The sequence below is a fragment of the Pseudomonas sp. A34-9 genome (assembly GCF_029543085.1).
In the GTDB taxonomy this organism is placed as follows: Bacteria; Pseudomonadota; Gammaproteobacteria; order Pseudomonadales; family Pseudomonadaceae; genus Aquipseudomonas.
This window is the reverse complement of sequence record NZ_CP119967.1, coordinates 5,426,945-5,445,649: the sequence shown is the minus strand read 5'-3', so window position 1 is coordinate 5,445,649 and position 18,705 is coordinate 5,426,945. Positions and strand designations below refer to the sequence as shown.

Sequence of the window (18,705 nt, the reverse complement as noted above, 5' to 3'; positions counted from 1 at the left end):
CGCTTTTCGTCAACGAGACATTTCGAGAAGGGCAGGGCCCTTAACGGAACATCGCGCTGATCGATTCTTCATTGCTGATGCGGCGAACCGCTTCGGCAACAACCGGTGCGATATCCAGTTGACGGATACGTGCACAGGCTTGTGCGGCAGCGGACAGCGGGATGGTGTTGGTCACCACCAGCTCGTCCAGCACGGAATTTTCGATATTCTCGATGGCCCGACCCGACAGCACAGGGTGTGTGCAGTAGGCAAAGACCTTGGCTGCGCCATGCTCTTTCAAGGCCTTGGCCGCGTGGCACAGCGTGCCGGCGGTATCGACCATGTCATCGACCAGAATACAGGTACGCCCTTCGACATCACCGATGATATGCATCACTTCAGAGTGATTGGCTTTCTCACGGCGTTTGTCGATGATCCCGAGATCTACGCCCAGGGATTTGGCAACGGCACGTGCACGCACGACGCCACCAATGTCCGGGGACACAATCATCAGGTTTTCGAAGCGCTGATCTTCAATGTCATCCACCAGAACCGGGGAGCCGTAGATGTTATCTACCGGAATATCGAAGAAACCCTGAATCTGGTCAGCATGCAGATCAACCGTGAGAACACGGTCGATGCCGACTACGGTAAGCATGTCAGCAACGACTTTCGCGCTGATAGCTACACGTGCGGAACGCGGACGGCGATCCTGACGGGCATAACCAAAATAAGGAATAACAGCAGTGATACGAGTAGCCGAGGAGCGGCGGAAGGCATCAGCCATCACTACCAGTTCCATCAGGTTATCGTTGGTCGGAGCGCAAGTCGGCTGAATAATGAAAACGTCTTTACCGCGAACGTTTTCATTGATCTCGGCTGTAATTTCGCCGTCGGAAAACTTGCCGACAGAGATGTCACCGAGAGGGATATGCAGCTGACGTACAACACGCCGAGCCAGATCGGGGTTAGCATTCCCCGTAAAGACCATCATCTTGGACACGCGCAGTACCTAGAGGCTGAGGGTAACCTGGATGAGTATAGAAAATGGCAGGGGCGGCTGGATTCGAACCAACGCATGGCAGGATCAAAACCTGCTGCCTTACCGCTTGGCGACGCCCCTGTATCTGTTGCATCAAGTGCCGAGCACCTGGTTCCTTTAGAGCAGACTTTGCAGTTTTCGGTGCAACATCGAAACGTTGCTTCCTTTCGCTACAAACCCTGTAAGGGTCTCTGTCAGAAGGGCCGAGACTTTATCAGCTTCAGCTTTGCTTGGGAAGCCCCCAAACACACAACTTCCAGTTCCGGTGAGTTTTGCTTCGGTAAATTTACCTAACAAATCCAATGCGTTACGTACTTCTGGATAACGCCTTGCAACCACCGGCAAGCAGTCATTTCGACTGTTTCCCTCGGGAACGGGGCGCACTTTAATGGGCGGCGTGTTACGTGTCAACAAAGGATCGGAAAAAATTTCTGCCGTACTTACAGAGACTTGCGGTACGAGCACCAGATACCACGGTTCTTCGGGATCCACCGGGGTCAGTTTCTCACCCACGCCCTCGGCAAACGCCGCATGGCCACGGACGAAAACCGGCACGTCGGCACCCAGCGTCAGGCCCAGGGTAGCCAGGCGATCTTCATCCCAACCCAACTGCCACAAATGATTCAGGCCAAGCAAAGTCGTCGCTGCATTTGAGCTGCCGCCACCGATGCCGCCGCCCATGGGCAGTACTTTATCAATCCAGATATCGATACCGAGCGAACACGCGGATTGCTGCTGGAGCATTTTCGCCGCGCGCACGATCAGGTTGCTGTCGTGCGGCACGCCGGCGAATTCGGTGTGCAGTCGAATCACGCCGTCATCACGTACGGCAAAAGTGATTTCATCGCCGTAATCGACAAACTGAAACAGCGTCTGCAACTCGTGATAACCGTCTTCGCGGCGCCCGAGAATGTGCAGCATCAAGTTGAGTTTGGCCGGCGAGGGCAGGGTCAGGCGTGCAGCGGTCATGCTTTATTGCCCCAACTTGCGCGGTTGCCAGGTCTTGATCACCAGCGTCACGTCGAGGTCAGTGCCGTGCAGCTTGATGCGCTCGGGCAACCAGTAACCGTTTTGTTCGGTGTAGGCGGTGTATTCGACTTTCCAGCCATCCTGTTCCAGGTTGGCCAGGCGACTGTCCGCATCCAGGTTCAGGCGACTTTTGCTGTTCGGCGCCGGCAGGCCACGCACCCACCAGGCCAGATTCGACACCGGCAGTTTCCAGCCGAGCTGTTCTTCGAGCAGCGCTTCCGGCGACTCGGAGTCGTAGCGACCCTGATTGGCGACTTCCAGCGACACTTTGCCCGGACGCCCGGTCAGTCGAGCGGCGCCACGACCCAGCGGGCCGGACAGACGAATGTCGTAATAGTCCTGACGCTGCAGCCAGAACAGCGTGCCGCTACCGGAATCTTTCGGTGCGCGGATGCCGATCTTGCCATCGATCTGCCAGCCGTCGAGGCCGGTCAGCTGTTGTTTGTTCGCGGCCCATTGAGCCGGACTGCCGTGGCCCTCGACCGATTCGCGAGTGCCAAAACCCGAGCAGCCAGCGAGCAGGGCGATGAAGCTGAAAACAATAACGTGGCGCAAAAACATGAGTTAAAGAGTCTCGGATCCGGTCAGGCGCTTGATGGTGCTGCGCAGAATGGTGCTGTCGGGCTGATCCTTGAGGAATTTGCCCCAGACTTGTTTGGCTTCGCGCTGGTTGCCCTTGACCCACAATACTTCGCCCAAGTGCGCGGCGACTTCGTGGTCGGGGAAACGCTCCAGCGCCTGACGCAGATATTTCTCGGCGTCGTCCAGATTGCCCATGCGGAAGTTCACCCAGCCGAGGCTGTCGAGCACCGCCGGGTCTTCCGGATTGATCTGGTGTGCCTGCTCGATCAGCGCCTTCGCTTCAGCGTAGCGTGTGGTGCGGTCGGACAGGGTGTAGCCCAGCGCGTTGAGGGCCATGGCGTTGTCCGGATCACGCTTGATGATCAGGCGCAGGTCTTTTTCCATTTGCCCCAGATCATTGCGTTTTTCCGCGAGCATGGCCCGGGTGTAGAGCAGATTCAGGTCGTCCGGATATTGCAGCAAGGCTTGCTGCAAGACTTTCCAGGCTTTGTCGTCCTGTTTGTTGGCCGACAGGGTTTCCGATTCGATCAGGTACAGCTGAATCGCGTAATCCGGCTGCTCGTCGCGCTGGGCGGCGAGTTTGCTTTGCGCTTCGGCGGTCTTGCCGTTGTTCATCAGGATATCGGCCTGACGCAATTGCGCCGGCAGATAGTCATTGCCCGGGCCGACCTGGGCGTACTCGATGAGGGCGCCCTGCGGGTCGTTGCGTTCTTCGGCAATGCGACCGAGGTTCAGGTGCGCCGAATCGACATGGCTTTCGCGAGCGATCAGGTCTTCCAGGTAACCCTTGGCCTCATCCCAGGCCTTGGCTTCCAGGCATACAAGTGCCAGCGAGTAACGCAGTTCGTCGTCTTCAGGATATTGCTGAACAAGGCTGGAGAACTCGGCCTTGGCGTCGTCCATCCGGTCCTGTTCCACCAGCATGCGCGCGTAAGTCAGGCGCAGGCGTTTGTCGTCCGGGTACTTCTTGATGCTTTTTTGCAGCAGTGGCAGGGCTTCGTCGCCACGGTTCAGCAGTTGCAGCAGACGTGCGCGCAGCAGAATTGGCGCAATCTCGCCTTCTTCCGGCGGATGGTCTTCGAGCAAGGCCAGGGCGGCTTTGTTGTCGCCATCCTGCTGCAAGAGCAAGGCTTTGCCGAAAATCAGCTGGCTGTTGTTCGGATGACGCTGCAACAAACGGTCGAAACTTTTCATCAGGCCGTTGCGGGTTTCCTGGTCGGTGTCCGCCGCCGACAGCGCGAGGAAGTCGAAATGGGTATCGCCCTTGCCTTGCAGGACTTTCTCCATATAGACCATCGAGTCGTCATAGCGCCCGGCGCGCGCCAGTTGCACGGCAGCGGCGCGTTGCGCTTCGAGGTCGTCCGGAGCGTTTTTCGCCCAGATCAGCGCCGTATCGAGGGCCGGTTGATCGGCCCCCAGATATTCGGCGATACGGAATGCCCGCTCGGACACACCCGGATCCTGGGTATTGATGGCCTGGGTCACGTAGTTGTCCAGGGCAATGTCGAAACGATTGCGCTGGCCGGCGAGTTCGGCGCTCAACAGGCTGAAAACGGTTTCCTCGCTGAACGAGCTGTAAACCTTGGGCTTTTCAGGCGCGGGCGTGGTGTCTTCAACCGACGGCGTACCGTCCGGCGAAACGGGGGCCAAGGCCTGGCAGCCGCTGAGGAAGACAAAAGCGAGGAGCAACGCGGAAGATCTATTCATATAGGAAGAGGACGACTAACCTGCGGTCGGATCATCATGACACAAGCCTTCGACCAAACATAACCGAGACTCAATTGTGCCCATTATAGGGGCTGACGATTGGGACAATAGTCAGCGGTAGTTGTTCTGAATCTTTCGAAGTAGGACAATTGCCGGCTTCACGTCACCATCAGCGACTTTGAATGGCCTTCCTTGCACTCGGTATCAACCACAAGACTGCTTCAGTAGACGTCCGCGAGCGCGTGGCCTTTACCCCTGAGCAGCTGGTGGAAGCCTTGCAGCAGCTCTGCCGACTGACCGACAGCCGCGAAGCTGCGATCCTCTCGACCTGCAATCGCAGTGAGCTTTATATAGAACAGGATCAGCTTTCTGCCGATATCGTGCTGCGCTGGCTGGCCGACTATCACCATTTAAGCCTCGATGAGCTGCGTGCGAGTGCTTATGTGCATGAAGATGATGCGGCAGTTCGTCACATGATGCGCGTCGCCTCCGGGCTCGACTCGCTGGTGTTGGGCGAACCGCAAATTCTCGGTCAGATGAAGTCGGCCTACGCCGTGGCCCGCGAGGCCGGCACCATCGGCCCGCTGCTGGGGCGACTGTTTCAGGCAACGTTTAATGCCGCCAAACAGGTGCGTACCGACACTGCGATTGGTGAAAACCCGGTGTCCGTGGCATTTGCCGCAGTCAGCCTGGCCAAACAGATTTTCAGCGACTTGCAACGCAGTCAGGCCCTGCTGATTGGCGCCGGCGAGACCATCACCCTGGTTGCACGCCATTTGCACGAGCTGGGGGTCAAGCGCATCGTCGTCGCCAACCGCACGCTGGAACGCGCCAGTCAGCTGGCTGAACAGTTCGGCGCTCACGCGGTGTTGCTGTCGGACATCCCGGCAGAACTGGTGCGCAGCGATATCGTGATCAGTTCGACCGCCAGTCAGTTGCCGATTCTCGGCAAAGGCGCGGTGGAAAGCGCGTTGAAGCTGCGCAAGCACAAGCCGATCTTTATGGTCGACATCGCCGTTCCCCGCGATATCGAACCGGAAGTCGGCGAGTTGGACGACGTTTACCTCTACAGCGTCGACGATCTCCACGAAGTGGTCGCCGAAAACCTCAAGAGCCGTCAGGGTGCAGCCCAGGCAGCGGAAGAGATGGTTTCGGTCGGCGCCGATGATTTCATGGTGCGCCTGCGCGAGTTGGCGGCGGTCGATGTGCTCAAGGCCTATCGTCAACAGAGCGAACGCCTGCGCGACGAAGAGCTGCAAAAAGCCCTGCGTCTGCTGGCCAACGGCGGCAACGCTGAAGACGTGCTCGGACAATTGGCCCGTGGCCTGACCAATAAACTGTTGCACGCGCCCAGCGTGCAATTGAAAAAGCTTTCTGCCGAAGGCCGCCTCGATGCGCTGGCCATGGCCCAGGAACTCTTTGCCCTTGAGGGCTCACCGGATAGCTTTTCGGATAAAAAACCGCAATGAAAGCGTCACTGCTCAATAAGCTGGACACCCTCCAGGATCGTTTCGAGGAACTGACCGCGCTGCTCGGCGACGGCGAAGTCATTGCCGATCAGACCAAGTTCCGCGCTTATTCCAAGGAATACGCCGAATTCGAGCCGGTCGTGCAAGCCTATAAAAAGCTGCTCAGCGTACAAGGCGATCTGGAAGGCGCCCAGGCGTTGCTCAAGGACAGCGACCCGGACATGCGTGAAATGGCCGTGGAAGAAGTCCGCGAAGCCAAGGAATTGCTGATCACGCTGGAGGGTGATCTGCAACGCATGTTGCTGCCCAAGGATCCGAATGACGGCCGCAACGTCTATCTCGAGATTCGCGCCGGCACGGGAGGCGATGAGGCGGCGATCTTCTCCGGCGATTTGTTCCGCATGTACTCGCGTTACGCCGAGCGACGTGGCTGGCGCGTGGAGATCCTTTCGGCAAACGAAGGCGAACACGGTGGCTATAAAGAAGTCATCGCGCGCATCGAAGGCGACAACGTTTACGGCAAGCTGAAATTCGAATCCGGCGCGCACCGCGTACAGCGTGTACCCGCCACTGAATCCCAGGGCCGTATCCACACCTCGGCCTGCACCGTGGCGGTGTTGCCCGAGCCGGATGAGCGCGAAGCCATCGAGATCAACCCGGCGGATTTGCGCGTCGACACCTATCGCTCTTCCGGGGCCGGTGGTCAGCACGTCAACACTACTGACTCGGCGATCCGCATCACGCACATGCCGACCGGCACCGTGGTTGAGTGTCAGGAAGAACGTTCCCAGCACAAGAACCGCGCCCGTGCGATGGCCTGGCTGTCGGCCAAGCTTAACGATCAGCAAACCGCAGCGGCGGCGAATGCCATCGCCAGCGAACGTAAACTGCTCGTCGGTTCCGGCGACCGTTCCGAGCGTATTCGCACCTATAACTTTGCGCAGGGCCGGGTCACTGACCATCGCGTCAACCTGACCCTGTATTCGCTCGATGAAATTCTCGCCGGTGGCGTTGAAGCGGTGATCGAGCCGTTGCTGGCCGAATACCAGGCTGACCAACTCGCAGCGATAGGTGAATAAATGACCATCATTGCCAGCCTGTTGCGCGCCGCCGAACTGCCGGACTCGCCCACCGCGCGTCTTGACGCCGAATTGCTCCTCGCGGCGGCCTTGGGCAAATCGCGCAGTTTTCTGCACACCTGGCCCGAACGCATCGTGCCGAGTGAAGCGGCGCTGACGTTTGCCGAATACCTGCAACGTCGCCGTGGCGGTGAGCCGGTGGCCTACATTCTGGGTCAGCAGGGTTTCTGGAAGCTCGATCTGGAAGTCGCGCCGCACACGCTGATCCCGCGCCCGGACACTGAATTGCTGGTGGAAGCAGCGCTGGAATTGCTCCCCGCAACCCCGGCCAACGTGCTCGACCTCGGCACTGGCAGCGGCGCGATCGCATTGGCCTTGGCCAGCGAACGTCCGGCGTGGAAAGTCACAGCGGTGGATCGTGTGCTCGAGGCCGTAGCCTTGGCTGAACGCAATCGCCAGCGACTGCACTTGAACAATGCCACCGTGCTGAGCAGCCACTGGTTCAGCGCGCTGGAAGGTCAGCGCTTCCAGTTGATCATCAGCAACCCGCCGTACATTGCCGCCGCCGATCCGCATCTGGTCGAAGGCGATGTGCGTTTCGAACCGGCCAGTGCGCTGGTCGCCGGTGAAGACGGTCTCGACGATCTGCGTCTGATCGTTACGCAGGCCCCGGATCATCTGCAAGCAGGTGGCTGGCTGATGCTCGAACACGGCTATGATCAAGCCGAAGCCGTGCGCGATCTGCTGCTCACGCGCGGTTTTGAAGAAGTCCACAGCCGCACCGATCTGGGCGGCCATCAACGCATCAGTCTGGGGCGCCTGCCGTGCTGAATGATCAGGAATTGCTGCGCTATAGCCGGCAGATTCTGCTGCAACACATCGACATCGACGGGCAGTTGAAGCTCAAGGACAGTCGTGTGTTGATCGTCGGCCTTGGCGGTCTCGGTGCGCCGGTTGCGCTGTATCTGGCGGCGGCGGGTGTCGGCGAACTGCATCTGGCGGATTTCGATACGGTCGATCTGACCAACCTGCAACGCCAGATCATCCATGACACCGACAGCGTCGGCATGAGCAAGGTCGACTCGGCGCTCAAGCGTCTGGCCGCGATCAACCCCGAGATTGAACTGATCGCCCATCGTCAGGCGCTGGACGAGGATTCTCTCGCGGCTGCCGTGACAGCGGTGGATCTGGTGCTCGACTGTTCCGATAACTTCTCCACCCGCGAAGCGGTCAATGCGGCGTGTGTGGCCGCGTGCAAGCCTTTGGTCAGCGGTGCGGCGATCCGTCTGGAAGGGCAACTGTCGGTATTCGACCCGCGTCGCCCGGAAAGTCCGTGCTACCACTGCCTGTACGGGCACGGCAGCGAAGCCGAACTGACCTGCAGCGAAGCCGGTGTGGTCGGGCCGCTGGTCGGGCTGGTCGGCAGTCTGCAAGCGCTGGAAGCCTTGAAGGTGCTGGTCGGTTTCGGCGAGCCGCTGGTGGGGCGCTTGTTGCTGATCGACGCCCTGGGTTCGCGCTTCCGGGAACTGCGGGTCAAGCGTGATCCGGGTTGCACTGTCTGTGGATCGCGCCATGCGTGAGGCACCGATCGCGGTGTTCGATTCCGGTGTCGGCGGTCTGTCGGTATTGGCGGAGATCCAGCATCTGTTGCCCGATGAATCGCTACTGTACTTCGCCGATTGCGGGCACATTCCCTATGGCGAGAAAACCCCGGAGTTCATTCGCCAGCGTTGCAGCGTGATGGCCGGGTTTTTCCGCGAGCAAGGCGCCAAGGCCCTGGTGCTGGCCTGTAATACCGCCACGGTGGCAGCTGTCGCCGAGTTGCGCGGTGATTTTCCCGACTGGCCGATTGTCGGCATGGAGCCAGCAGTGAAACCGGCCGCGGCTGCGACCCGCAGCGGTGTGGTCGGCGTGCTCGCCACCACAGGCACGTTGCAGAGCGCCAAGTTCGCCGCGCTGCTCGATCGCTTTGCCACTGACGTACGCGTGATCACCCAGCCATGCCCCGGCCTGGTCGAGCTGATTGAAAGCGGCGATCTGCACAGCGCCGAGTTGCGTCAGTTGCTGCAACGTTATGTCGAGCCATTGCTGGCCAGCGGTTGTGACACGATCATTCTGGGCTGCACCCACTATCCCTTTCTCAAGCCAATGCTCAAGTCGATGATCCCCGAGGACATCAGCCTGATCGATACCGGCGCTGCTGTGGCGCGGCAACTTCAGCGGCTTTTGGCGGAGCGTGACTTGCTCGCTGCCGGCCCGAACCAGCCGGTCAGATTCTGGACCAGCGCGGATCCTGCGTACTTCAAAAAGATCCTGCCGCTACTGGGGCAAGCTGCCGGCGAAGTGCAGAAATTCAGTTTGTAAAAAAAATGTGAAATAACTAAAAAATCAGCTGAACTTCTAAGCAGGCGCTAGCTTCTATAGCGGAGAGTTATCTAGAAAACCAAACGATCGTTCCGGAAAAGGAAGTTTCAACGTGAAGCGACTATTCTGCTTGGCCGCGATTGCGGCCGCACTGATGGGGCAAAGTATTACTGCACAAGCGGCAGGCGTGGAGTTCGCGGTGGGGGCCACCAGCGACTCGACCATGACCTATCGCCTGGGCATGAATTTCGACTGGGACAAGAGCTGGCTGCAAAGTGACGTCGGTCGCCTGACCGGTTACTGGAGCGGTGCCTACACCTACTGGGAAGGCGACAAGACGTCCAGCAACAACAGCCTGTCGTTCTCTCCGGTATTTGTTTACGAGTTTGCCGGTCAATCGGTTAAACCGTATGTAGAGGCGGGGATTGGTGTAGCGGCGTTTTCCAATACCAAGTACGAATCCAACAATCTCGGCGGCTCCTTCCAGTTTGAAGACCGCTTCGGTTTTGGTCTGCGTTTCAATGGCGGGCATGAAGTCGGGATTCGTGCGACGCACTATTCCAACGCCGGCCTGGCCAGCAGCAACGACGGTGTAGAAAGTTACTCGCTGCATTACACAATGCCGCTGTAAAAAAGATCAAAAGATCGCAGCCTTCGGCAGCTCTTACATGGGAATGATTTCTCCTGTAGGAGCTGCCGAAGGCTGCGATCTTTTGCTTTAAATCAGCGGTAGGCGGTCGTGATGCCTTTGCGTTCTTCAATGCACTCCGGCGCGCCCATTTCAAACTCGCGGCAGATCAGCGGGCGTTTCTCATAGATCGTGCACATCATGCTGTCGCGATCCAGCGCCGCGCACCAGCCGTCGTCCAGACGCAGCATCACTTCGCCGCCCCACTCATCGGTATCGATAAAGCGATCAGGCACGCCGGTGTCGGTGATCAGCATCACTTCAAGCTGACAGCAGCACGCTGCGCAAGTCGAGCAGGTGACGGCCGGTTCGGCGATTTGCTGGTGGGGGATGGTTTTCATGGCGCCAGTGTAAGGCAGCGACCGATGCGTGTGTGAAAGGTCTGACAGACGCTCAGTGCGTCAGTCGCCGCGCCATCGCATGCAGCAGCGGAAACAGCAGCGCCCAGAGTAGTCCGATGCCGATCAGGGTCGGCAGTTCACCATAGGGAAATTGCACGCCGGCCAGTCGCCCGCCACCGTAATACGACAGCGCGCCACCGACGGCGCCGAGCACACTCGCCAGCCACCAGGGCCGCGCGCTCCAGGCCAGGCAGTGACGCAAGGTGGTCGCGAGCAACGCCCAGAGCAGCATCAGCCATAACGGAATCAGCGGCGACTGATCCTGAAATTCGAACACGCCCGCCGCGCGCAAAACGCTGTCCACCGCCGTGCCGACAATCACCACGCTCAACACCAGGCGCCCCTCGGCGGCCCAACTGCTGATCCAGCGCAGATGAATCACCAGCACCGCCAACGCCAGCAGCAACCACAAACTGTTGCCGCCGAGCACGCAGGTCAGCCAGCCGATCTGGAACAACACGGCATTGGCGACACGCTCAAGCATCGAAGCGTCCGAGCAGCGGCGCGGTCATCGCGGCCGGTTTGGCCAGCAGCAATTGCGCGGTGCCGATGGTGCGTTCGAGGAAGCCGCCCTCGCAGTAACACAGATAAAACTCCCACAGCCGCAGGAAATAATCGTCGTAGCCCAACTCGCTCAAGCGGACGTGCGCGCGGCGGAAGTTCTCGTGCCACAGGCGCAGGGTGCGGGCGTAGTGCAGGCCGAAATCCTCCATGTGCAACAGATTCATGTCGGTGTTGCGGCTGACCACTTCGAGCATTTTCTGCACGCTGGGCAGAGCGCCTCCGGGGAAGATGTAACGCTGGATAAAGTCGACGCCGCGCTTTGCCTGTTCATAGCGTTGCTCACGAATGGTGATCGCCTGAATCAGCATCAGGCCGTTGCTCTTGAGCAGGTGCGCGCACTGTTTGAAGTAGGTCGGCAGGAAGCGGTGACCGACCGCTTCGATCATTTCGATCGACACCAGTTTGTCGTATTCGCCGCTGAGATCACGGTAGTCCTTGAGCAGCAGCGTGACCTGATCCTGCAAACCCAATTGTTCGATGCGTTGCGCGGTATACGCGTACTGCTCTTTCGACAATGTCGTGGTGGTTACCCGGCAACCGTAATTCTGCGCGGCGTAGAGCGCCATGCTGCCCCAACCGGTGCCGATCTCCAGCAAATGATCAGCGGGTTTGAGCGCAAGCTTCTGGCAGATCCGCTCCAGCTTGTTCAGCTGCGCCTGCTCAAGGCTGTCTTCAGGGGTGAGAAATTGCGCCGCCGAATACATCATGGTCGGATCAAGAAATTGCTCGAACAGATCGTTGCCGAGGTCGTAGTGCGCGGCGATGTTCTTTTGCGACCCCTTACGCGTATTGCGGTTGAGCCAGTGCAGGCCTTGCACCAACGGCCGGCCGAGGCGGGCCAGGCCACCCTCCATGGCATCGAGCACGTCGAGATTGCTGACGAATACGCGAACCACCGCCGTCAGATCCGGTGAACTCCAATAGCCGTGAATAAAGGCCTCGCCGGCACCAATCGAACCGTTGCCGGCAACCATGCCCCAGACGGCCGAGTCGAGCACATGGATTTCCCCGAGCAAGGCACTGCCCGGCGTACCGAACATCAGTCGTTCGCCATCCTCGACCACCAGTAATTGCCCGTGTTTGAGCTGCGCCAATTGGCGCAACACGCCGCGACGCAGCAGCGATCCGGTCAAACCGTTGGCGCTGAACCGACTGACCGACAGACTAGAGGATTTCATGGCGGTGCTCCTTGGGAGGCACGGTGGCGGTTTGAAAACTGCCGTCGGCAGCCTGATGAGCAAAGAGCGGTGCGCGTTTGAGCAGCAGGCGCAGTGCCTGCCAGTAAATCGCCAAGGCTGTTTTCGCGGTCATCCACGGAAAGCGCCGCAAGTAACGGTGCAGGCTGCGGCGATCAAGACTTTCGCGTTGCAGATTGAGCGTCGCATCGAACAGTTTGTGTTCGCCTTGCCAGTCGGCCATGTGCACGCCGAGGTTTTGCGCGGCGGGGCTGAAGCTCATGCGGTATTCGAGATCGCGCGGCAAAAACGGCGAAACGTGAAAGGCCTTGGCCACGGCGAAGTGCTGGTGGAAATCGTGCAGGTCGACAGGTGTGCGCGCCGGCAGCACGTAGTGATAACGCTCGCGCCACGGCGTGTTGGTGACTTCGCAGACGATTGCGGCGAGTTGCCCGTCGGCCTCATGGCAGTAAAAGAAACTCACCGGATTGAACGACAATCCCCAACTGCGCGCCTGGGTCAGCAGGCAGATCGAACCTTGCGGTTCATGGCCGATGGCGATGCCGACCTGCTGCCGCACGGCATCGATCAGGCGCATGCCGCGGCCGGTGAATGCCTTGAGATAGTCCGTTTCGCGAAACGAAAATGGAGCAAAGCGACTGCGCCCGGCCAGAGGCGACAGTTCAAGCACCGCGTCCTGTTCACTGAGATCGAGGTAGAGCAAACCGATCCGGTAGCGGAACTCATGGCGGCGTGGCGAGAAACGCCGATGGCCGATCCAGCCGCTGTACAGAGCGCTGTTCATAGGGTTTCCCCGAACGCGGCGGCCACGCGCAAGGCGCTGACGACACCGTCCTCATGGAAACCGTTGGCCCAATAGGCGCCGCAATAATGCGTGTGTTGCGCGCCATCCAGTTCGCCCCAGCGTTGCTGTGCGGCCGCTGCGGCGAGGCTGAACTGTGGATGGGCGTAGGTGTAGCGGGCGAGCACTTTGTCGGGGCTGATGCCGGCGCTCTGATTGAGGCTGACACAAAACGTGGTGTCGCTCTGAATGCCCTGCAGAATGTTCATGTCGTAGGTGACAGCGGCGTGGGTGTGGCCGGCGCCGCTGAGCCGATAGTTCCAGCTCGCCCAGGCCAGTTTTCGCGTCGGCAACAAGCGCGTGTCGGTGTGCAGTACCACTTCGTTGTCGGCGTAGGGCAGGGCACCGAGGATCGCGCGTTCGGCATCGCTTGGGACTGCCAGCAGTTTCAACGCTTGATCACTGTGGCAGGCGAACACCACCTGATCGAAGTGTTCGAGACCTGCCGGGCTGTGGATAACTACGCCATGCCCATCGCGATCGACCCGGGTTACGGGACAATTGAGGCGGATCCTGTCTTTGAATGCTGCCGTCAACGGCGCGATATAGGTGCTGGAACCGCCTTCGATGACCTGCCACTGCGGACGATCACTGACCGACAACAGTCCATGGTTCTTGAAGAACCGCACGAAAAATTGCAGCGGGAAATTGAGCATTTCCGCCATCGGCATTGACCAGATCGCCGAGCCCATCGGCACGATGTAATGCAGGATGAAGCGTTCACCGTAGCCGCCAGCCTTGAGGTAGTCGTCGAGGGTGGTGTCGGCGCCGATGCGCAGTTCAACCAGGTCTCGCTGGGCTTCTTTGTTGAAGCGCAGAATATCGCGCAACATGCCCCAGAACCCCGGTGACAACAGATTGCTGCGCTGGGCGAAGAGGCTGTTGAGGTTGTTGCCGTTGTATTCCAGGCCGGTGTCCGGGTCGGTCACCGAAAAACTCATTTGCGTCGGCTTGAACGCTACGCCGAGCTGGCTGAGCAGGCGGATGAAGTTCGGATAGGTCCAGTCATTGAACACGATGAAGCCGGTGTCGACGGCGTACTGCCGTCCTGCGACCGTGACGTCGACGGTGTGCGTGTGGCCACCGACCCAGTCGCTGGCCTCGAACACCGTGACCTCGTGCCGGCGATTGAGCAGGTGGGCACAAGTCAGTCCGGCGATCCCGCTGCCGACGATGGCGATTTTCATGTCGGATCCGTCAGCGGAGGTGATTTGCGCACCATGCGCTTGCCGATCGCCAGTTGGACGCGTGCCGGCAGTTTCGAAAGCGGCCACAGCGCGGCCATGAACAGCGCCGGGAAGGCGATCTCCAGCGGCCGGTCCTTGAGCTTGGCGAAGATGTGCCGCGCGGCTTTATCCACAGGCCAGCTCAAGGGCATGGGGAAATCATTTTTGGCGGTCAACGGTGTTTCAACGAAACCGGGGCTGACCACCGTTACTTCAATGCCTTCGTCGGCCAGATCGATGCGCAGCGATTCGAACAGGTAACGCAAACCTGCCTTTGAGGCCCCGTAGGCTTCGGCCCGTGGCAGCGGCAGGTAGGTCGCCGAACTGGCCACGCCAATCAGATGCGGCGCGGTGCCTTTGCGCAGCAGCGGCAGGGCGGCCTCGATGCAATAACTGCTGGCGAGCAAATTGGTGCGCACCACATGTTCGATGATCGAGGAGTCGAACTGCTTGGCATCCACGTATTCGCAGGTGCCAGCGTTGAGAATCACCGAGTCCAGCGAACCCCAGTCTTCGGCGATGCGCTCACCGATTTCTCGAACCGTCTGGCTGTTGGTCAGGTCTCCCGGCGCCACCAGGACCTGCCCTGGATAGCGTTGCGACAAGACCTTGAGCGGTGCGACCTGGCGAGAACTGACGGCCAGATGTGCACCGGTTTTCAGGATCTCTTCAGCCAGCGCCGCGCCGATGCCACTGCTGGCCCCGGTCAACCAATAACGCCGTGGAGGTGTACGACTCATCCCATTCTCCTTTTCAGCCAGGCGATGACCCGGCCCAATACTGGCAAGTGTTCATACAGCAGCGCCCCGGCATCGAAATAATCCCGATGGCGATAAACCTTGTCGTGCCACAACAGATGCGAGCAGCCGCTGACACGAATCACGCGGCCACCCGCCAGGCGCGGGTGGCGATAACTCATGAGCCAGCGCAGGTAGCCTTCGCCGTCGCCGATCTGGTCGAAACCATGAAAGTCGAAACGCAGCTCGCTGACGTTGGCGTACAGCTCGCCGAAATATTCGCGTAGCTGTGTGAGTCCCTGCACCTCGTGCAGCGGATCGGTGAAGTGAATGTCATTGCTGTACAGCTCGCCCAGGCTTTGCAGGTTGTCTTTGTTCAACGCTGAAAATTGCCGGGCGAAGCGGCGCAGGAATTCACTCATCATCGCCTCCTGTAGACGTACGCGAAGGCAGATTCTTGAAGGCCGCCAGTGCCCGCTGGCGCGAGGTGCTGAGGTTGACGATCGGTGACGGGTAGTCCGCGGCGCCGAACAAGCCACCGAGGTTGGCCGGGTTGTGCACTTCTTTTTTGTTGAGGTCGGCCAGTTCCGGCAGCCAGTGCTTGATGAACAGGCCTTCGCTGTCGAATTTTTCCGACTGGCTCAGCGGGTTGAAGATGCGGAAGTACGGCGCCGAATCGGTGCCCGTCGACGAACTCCATTGCCAGCCACCGTTGTTTGCCGCCAGATCACCATCAATCAGGTGGCGCATGAAAAAACGCTCGCCTTCGCGCCAGTCGATCAGCAGGTTTTTGGTCAGGAACATCGCCACGATCATGCGCAGGCGATTGTGCATCCAGCCGGTTTCAAGCAATTGGCGCATGGCCGCGTCGATGATCGGCAGACCGGTGCGCGCTTCTTGCCATGCGGCAAGATCGTCCGGCGCATCACGCCAGGCCAGCGCCTCGGTTTCCGGGCGAAACGCACGGTGGCGTGAGACACGTGGATAGCCGACCAAAATGTGTTTGTAGAACTCGCGCCAGAGCAGCTCGTTGATCCAGGTAACCGCACCGACCTTGCCGCTTTCGAATTCACCCTGATTGCTTTGCAGGGCGGCGTGCAGGCATTGCCGTGGCGAGATCACCCCGGCAGCAAGATACGCCGAGAGCTGACTGGTGCCGGGTTTGGCCGGGAAGTCGCGTTCGCTCTGGTAGTAGTCGATCTGCGCGTCGGTGAAGGTGTCGAGGCGGCGCCGGGCTTCCTGTTCACCGGCGGGCCATAGATCGCGCAAGGTCTGGCTCGGCGTCGAGAAACCCTTCACTGAGTCGGGAATCGGGTCGCTGTCGATGGCAAGTTTTGCCTGTTTGCCTGGGGCCTTGACCAACGCAGGCATCGAGCGATGCAGGCGTTCGTAACAGACTTTGCGGAACTGACTGAACACCTTGAAGTAACTCTCGGTCTTGGTCAGCACGCTGCCGGGTTTGAACAGCAACTGGTCGAGATAGCTGTGAAACGTGATGCCCTCGGCCTTTAACGTTTCGCCTACTGCTGCATCGCGACGGCTTTCATGGACGCCATATTCTTCATTGACGTGAACCGCCGCTATCTTCAGCTGGCGGCAGAGTTTGAGCAGTTCCGCCGGGGCTTGATCCCAATGGTTTGCAGTGCGAATCAGCAACGGGATGTTGAGCTTGCCAAGGCTTGCGCTCAGCTCACGCAGGTTGCGCAGCCAGAAGTCGACCTTGCACGGCGCATCGTCATGTTCCAGCCACTGCTGCGGGCTCAACAGGTACACGGCGACCGTCGGGCCGCGCGCTGCGGCAGCCGCGAGGGCAGTGTTGTCATGTTGGCGCAAGTCGCTGCGCAGCCAGATCAATTGCATGTCGGCACTCACGGCGTCCATTAAATCAGCCCACGCTGAACGAGTTCCTGATGCGCCAGAAGCGCGTCTTCAGCCAGGAACACATCAGCCATCTCAGAGGTTTTTACGGACAACTCGGCGTGGTGGATGCATACCGTTGGTCCGACCAGCATTTTTGGACAACTGACTCCGTTCAGTAGCTTGGGCAACTGCGCAAGGTTTATGGATTTGCTGGAATACAGCAGTACGCCACGGGCTTGTAGATGTTCGATCGCCAGCGCCAGTTCGGCAGCCGGCAGCGGCCAGTCAAACACTTGCACCGGACAGTCGGCGCTGCTGATCAGCCACGCGCATAGCCACAGATGAGGTTCCAGTGGCAGGTCGGAATGATTGATCAACAACAGCGGGGCGCCATTCAACTGACGATTGTTATGGTAGATGCGTGCGCCGAATTTGCTGCGTAACCACGAATAAAAGAACACCCGCTCCATCTGCGCGCCGAACTGGCCTTGCCAGCGCTGCTCCAGTTCCGCCAGCAACGGCATCAGCAATTGCTCGCACAGCGTGCGTGGCGGATAGAGCGCCATGGCCTGATTGACGCTGTCGTCGAGGCTGCGTTCATTGAGCTGGGTGACGGCGGTGAGCAGGGTTTGGCGCAAGCGCTGCCAGTCGTTCTCCACGGATTCGCTGAACGCCTGCGGTGCGTCGAGCAGCGGTTTGACCTGACTGACGGCAACACCACGGTTGAGCCAGGTGAGGATGGTCAGAATCTGTTGCACGTGTTCGGCCGAATACAGCCGGTGACCCTTGGGCGTGCGTTGCGGCACGACCAGCCCGTAGCGGCGTTCCCACGCGCGCAGAGTGATGGCATTGACGCCGGTCTGCCGGGCGACTTCGCGGATCGGCAGCCAGCCCTCGTCGAGGGCTTTTTTAAAATCCGCGCCCAGGTCTTCCTGGGCGCTGGTATCGAGTTTGTCATTCATTAGATTGCGTTTCGCAGACTGAGGTTTTCCGGGTGCGGTTGCAGGTAAACCTGTTGCGCGATGTACGAATCCGGATGGAGGCGAAAGTGATGCTTGAGCAAGGTCAACGGCACTACCAGCGGCACGATGCCTTGGCGGTACTGGCCGATGACGTGTTGCATTTCCTGTTTGTCTTCGGCGCTGATCGCCTGTTTCAGATAACCGCTGATGTGCTGCAGGACATTGCTGTGGGTGCCGCGTGTGGCGCATTTTTTCAAGGCTGCCATCAGTTCGCAGAAGTAGCGGGGGCCGAGTTCGACGGGATCGGTATCGGCCATGTTGCCGAGCAGTTTGCCCAGCGCTTTGTATTGCAGCGGGTTGTGGGCCATCAGCAAGTATTTGTAGCGCGAATGGAATTCGGTGAGGGCGCGACGACTCAGGCCCCCGGCGAGGACGTGTTGCCATTCGCTGTAGGCGAACACGCGGGTGATGAAGTTCTCGCGCAGCACCGGATCGTTGAGTCGCCCGGCTTCTTCCACCGGCAAATCCGGATGGCGGGCGCAGAACGCCTGGGCGTAGATCCCGCGCCCGCCGCCGTTCACCGGGGCGCCGTTGGCGTGGTAGACCTTGACCCGCTCCAGGCCGCAGGACGGCGATTGCTGCATGAAGATGTAGCCGCAGATGTCATTAAGTTCGGCGGCCATTTTCGTGCCGTACTCAGCCAATGGCTGGGTAACGTTGATCGACGGGTTTACCGTGCCGACCGCTTGTGGATGCTCGGCCTCGCCAATGAGGCGGATGGGTTCGCGCGGGATGCCCAGACCGATGGCGACTTCAGGGCATACAGGGACAAAGTCGAAATGCTCGGTGAGGATACGGCTGCACAGTCGCGATTCCTTGTGCCCACCGTTGTAGCGCACCTCGGCACCGAGCAGGCAGGCGCTGATGGCGATTTTTGGTTTGGCTGCGCAAGGATCTGACATGGACACCTCGAATCTAT

Annotated in this window: 20 protein-coding genes and 1 tRNA gene; 6 read left to right on the top strand and 15 right to left on the bottom strand. The window is 59.6% G+C overall.

The features are described 5' to 3' along the window. Positions 1–40: 40 nt before the first annotated feature. The 5 genes from P3G59_RS24290 to P3G59_RS24270 form a co-directional block, all read right to left on the bottom strand. Complete coding sequence (locus P3G59_RS24290) at positions 41–982, bottom strand: ribose-phosphate pyrophosphokinase (protein WP_003171603.1); 942 nt, start codon at positions 980–982, stop codon at positions 41–43. Positions 983–1,027: 45 nt separating this feature from the next. Then, positions 1,028–1,102 (bottom strand) — tRNA-Gln (locus tag P3G59_RS24285). A gap of 36 nt (positions 1,103–1,138) precedes the next feature. After that, positions 1,139–1,990: a 4-(cytidine 5'-diphospho)-2-C-methyl-D-erythritol kinase gene (gene ispE, locus P3G59_RS24280; RefSeq protein WP_277759274.1), complete on the bottom strand. Its 852-nt coding sequence runs from the start codon at positions 1,988–1,990 to the stop codon at positions 1,139–1,141. Between the two features lie 3 nt (positions 1,991–1,993). Next, entirely contained in the window at positions 1,994–2,611 is a 618-nt protein-coding gene (lolB, locus tag P3G59_RS24275) for a lipoprotein insertase outer membrane protein LolB (protein ID WP_007912895.1), read from the bottom strand. Positions 2,612–2,614: 3 nt separating this feature from the next. After that, entirely contained in the window at positions 2,615–4,339 is a 1,725-nt protein-coding gene (locus P3G59_RS24270; RefSeq protein ID WP_277759273.1) for a tetratricopeptide repeat protein, read from the bottom strand. A gap of 182 nt (positions 4,340–4,521) precedes the next feature. Between P3G59_RS24270 and hemA the strand changes: the two genes are divergently transcribed. From hemA to P3G59_RS24240, 6 genes are all read left to right on the top strand, one after another. Further along, positions 4,522–5,808 (top strand): glutamyl-tRNA reductase, encoded by a 1,287-nt coding sequence (hemA, locus tag P3G59_RS24265; RefSeq protein WP_277759272.1) that lies wholly within the window; start codon positions 4,522–4,524, stop codon positions 5,806–5,808. Continuing rightward, complete coding sequence (gene prfA / locus P3G59_RS24260; protein ID WP_277759271.1) at positions 5,805–6,887, top strand: peptide chain release factor 1; 1,083 nt, start codon at positions 5,805–5,807, stop codon at positions 6,885–6,887. Before hemA ends, prfA begins: the two co-directional genes overlap by 4 nt. Then, positions 6,888–7,718, top strand: coding sequence for a peptide chain release factor N(5)-glutamine methyltransferase (gene prmC, locus P3G59_RS24255; protein ID WP_277759270.1), 831 nt, complete (start codon positions 6,888–6,890; stop codon positions 7,716–7,718). Next, positions 7,712–8,467 carry a molybdopterin-synthase adenylyltransferase MoeB gene (locus P3G59_RS24250; protein WP_277759269.1) on the top strand — a complete coding sequence of 252 codons (756 nt, stop codon included), beginning with the start codon at positions 7,712–7,714 and terminating at the stop codon, positions 8,465–8,467. The genes prmC and P3G59_RS24250 overlap by 7 nt, the downstream gene beginning before the upstream one ends. Further along, on the top strand, positions 8,460–9,251 hold the full coding sequence (gene murI / locus P3G59_RS24245) for a glutamate racemase (protein WP_277759268.1): 792 nt from the start codon (positions 8,460–8,462) through the stop codon (positions 9,249–9,251). Before P3G59_RS24250 ends, murI begins: the two co-directional genes overlap by 8 nt. Positions 9,252–9,363: 112 nt before the next feature. Next, positions 9,364–9,882: an acyloxyacyl hydrolase gene (locus tag P3G59_RS24240; RefSeq protein ID WP_034156029.1), complete on the top strand. Its 519-nt coding sequence runs from the start codon at positions 9,364–9,366 to the stop codon at positions 9,880–9,882. A gap of 92 nt (positions 9,883–9,974) precedes the next feature. Here P3G59_RS24240 and P3G59_RS24235 read toward each other — a convergent pair whose 3' ends face one another. From P3G59_RS24235 to P3G59_RS24190, 10 genes are read right to left on the bottom strand one after another with little or no spacing between them, the layout of a single operon-like run. Continuing rightward, positions 9,975–10,280, bottom strand: coding sequence for a YkgJ family cysteine cluster protein (locus tag P3G59_RS24235; protein WP_064120447.1), 306 nt, complete (start codon positions 10,278–10,280; stop codon positions 9,975–9,977). Positions 10,281–10,332: 52 nt separating this feature from the next. Beyond that, the gene (locus P3G59_RS24230) at positions 10,333–10,824 is read right to left on the bottom strand and encodes a DUF2878 domain-containing protein (RefSeq protein ID WP_277759267.1); all 492 of its coding nucleotides are present in this window, start codon (positions 10,822–10,824) and stop codon (positions 10,333–10,335) included. Continuing rightward, complete coding sequence (locus tag P3G59_RS24225) at positions 10,817–12,082, bottom strand: cyclopropane-fatty-acyl-phospholipid synthase family protein (RefSeq protein WP_277759266.1); 1,266 nt, start codon at positions 12,080–12,082, stop codon at positions 10,817–10,819. The genes P3G59_RS24230 and P3G59_RS24225 overlap by 8 nt, the downstream gene beginning before the upstream one ends. Next, positions 12,069–12,884, bottom strand: a complete 816-nt coding sequence (locus P3G59_RS24220; protein ID WP_277759265.1) for a DUF1365 domain-containing protein — start codon at positions 12,882–12,884, stop codon at positions 12,069–12,071. Before P3G59_RS24220 ends, P3G59_RS24225 begins: the two co-directional genes overlap by 14 nt. Further along, positions 12,881–14,128 (bottom strand): FAD-dependent oxidoreductase, encoded by a 1,248-nt coding sequence (locus P3G59_RS24215; RefSeq protein WP_277759264.1) that lies wholly within the window; start codon positions 14,126–14,128, stop codon positions 12,881–12,883. Before P3G59_RS24215 ends, P3G59_RS24220 begins: the two co-directional genes overlap by 4 nt. Then, positions 14,125–14,907 (bottom strand): SDR family NAD(P)-dependent oxidoreductase, encoded by a 783-nt coding sequence (locus P3G59_RS24210; RefSeq protein WP_277759263.1) that lies wholly within the window; start codon positions 14,905–14,907, stop codon positions 14,125–14,127. The genes P3G59_RS24215 and P3G59_RS24210 overlap by 4 nt, the downstream gene beginning before the upstream one ends. Beyond that, complete coding sequence (locus P3G59_RS24205; RefSeq protein WP_277759262.1) at positions 14,904–15,326, bottom strand: nuclear transport factor 2 family protein; 423 nt, start codon at positions 15,324–15,326, stop codon at positions 14,904–14,906. Before P3G59_RS24205 ends, P3G59_RS24210 begins: the two co-directional genes overlap by 4 nt. Continuing rightward, positions 15,319–16,764 carry a deoxyribodipyrimidine photo-lyase gene (phrB, locus tag P3G59_RS24200; protein ID WP_277759261.1) on the bottom strand — a complete coding sequence of 482 codons (1,446 nt, stop codon included), beginning with the start codon at positions 16,762–16,764 and terminating at the stop codon, positions 15,319–15,321. The genes P3G59_RS24205 and phrB overlap by 8 nt, the downstream gene beginning before the upstream one ends. A gap of 20 nt (positions 16,765–16,784) precedes the next feature. Continuing rightward, the gene (locus P3G59_RS24195) at positions 16,785–17,726 is read right to left on the bottom strand and encodes a MerR family transcriptional regulator (RefSeq protein ID WP_277759260.1); all 942 of its coding nucleotides are present in this window, start codon (positions 17,724–17,726) and stop codon (positions 16,785–16,787) included. Beyond that, entirely contained in the window at positions 17,726–18,688 is a 963-nt protein-coding gene (locus P3G59_RS24190) for a DUF523 and DUF1722 domain-containing protein (protein WP_277759259.1), read from the bottom strand. The genes P3G59_RS24195 and P3G59_RS24190 overlap by 1 nt, the downstream gene beginning before the upstream one ends. Positions 18,689–18,705: the final 17 nt, after the last annotated feature.

What these genes read in the sequence shown, in the direction of transcription:
- hemA (WP_277759272.1), top strand. Translation starts at nt 4,522, where the DNA reads ATGGCCTTCCTTGCACTCGGTATCAACCACAAGACTGCTTCAGTAGAC.
- P3G59_RS24235 (WP_064120447.1), bottom strand. Translation starts at nt 10,280, where the DNA reads ATGAAAACCATCCCCCACCAGCAAATCGCCGAACCGGCCGTCACCTGC.
- P3G59_RS24205 (WP_277759262.1), bottom strand. Translation starts at nt 15,326, where the DNA reads ATGAGTGAATTCCTGCGCCGCTTCGCCCGGCAATTTTCAGCGTTGAAC.
- ispE (WP_277759274.1), bottom strand. Translation starts at nt 1,990, where the DNA reads ATGACCGCTGCACGCCTGACCCTGCCCTCGCCGGCCAAACTCAACTTG.
- P3G59_RS24215 (WP_277759264.1), bottom strand. Translation starts at nt 14,128, where the DNA reads ATGAAAATCGCCATCGTCGGCAGCGGGATCGCCGGACTGACTTGTGCC.
- phrB (WP_277759261.1), bottom strand. Translation starts at nt 16,764, where the DNA reads ATGCAATTGATCTGGCTGCGCAGCGACTTGCGCCAACATGACAACACT.
- P3G59_RS24210 (WP_277759263.1), bottom strand. Translation starts at nt 14,907, where the DNA reads ATGAGTCGTACACCTCCACGGCGTTATTGGTTGACCGGGGCCAGCAGT.
- P3G59_RS24190 (WP_277759259.1), bottom strand. Translation starts at nt 18,688, where the DNA reads ATGTCAGATCCTTGCGCAGCCAAACCAAAAATCGCCATCAGCGCCTGC.
- P3G59_RS24195 (WP_277759260.1), bottom strand. Translation starts at nt 17,726, where the DNA reads ATGAATGACAAACTCGATACCAGCGCCCAGGAAGACCTGGGCGCGGAT.
- P3G59_RS24225 (WP_277759266.1), bottom strand. Translation starts at nt 12,082, where the DNA reads ATGAAATCCTCTAGTCTGTCGGTCAGTCGGTTCAGCGCCAACGGTTTG.
- prfA (WP_277759271.1), top strand. Translation starts at nt 5,805, where the DNA reads ATGAAAGCGTCACTGCTCAATAAGCTGGACACCCTCCAGGATCGTTTC.
- P3G59_RS24230 (WP_277759267.1), bottom strand. Translation starts at nt 10,824, where the DNA reads ATGCTTGAGCGTGTCGCCAATGCCGTGTTGTTCCAGATCGGCTGGCTG.
- P3G59_RS24220 (WP_277759265.1), bottom strand. Translation starts at nt 12,884, where the DNA reads ATGAACAGCGCTCTGTACAGCGGCTGGATCGGCCATCGGCGTTTCTCG.
- prmC (WP_277759270.1), top strand. Translation starts at nt 6,888, where the DNA reads ATGACCATCATTGCCAGCCTGTTGCGCGCCGCCGAACTGCCGGACTCG.
- lolB (WP_007912895.1), bottom strand. Translation starts at nt 2,611, where the DNA reads ATGTTTTTGCGCCACGTTATTGTTTTCAGCTTCATCGCCCTGCTCGCT.
- murI (WP_277759268.1), top strand. Translation starts at nt 8,460, where the DNA reads ATGCGTGAGGCACCGATCGCGGTGTTCGATTCCGGTGTCGGCGGTCTG.
- P3G59_RS24270 (WP_277759273.1), bottom strand. Translation starts at nt 4,339, where the DNA reads ATGAATAGATCTTCCGCGTTGCTCCTCGCTTTTGTCTTCCTCAGCGGC.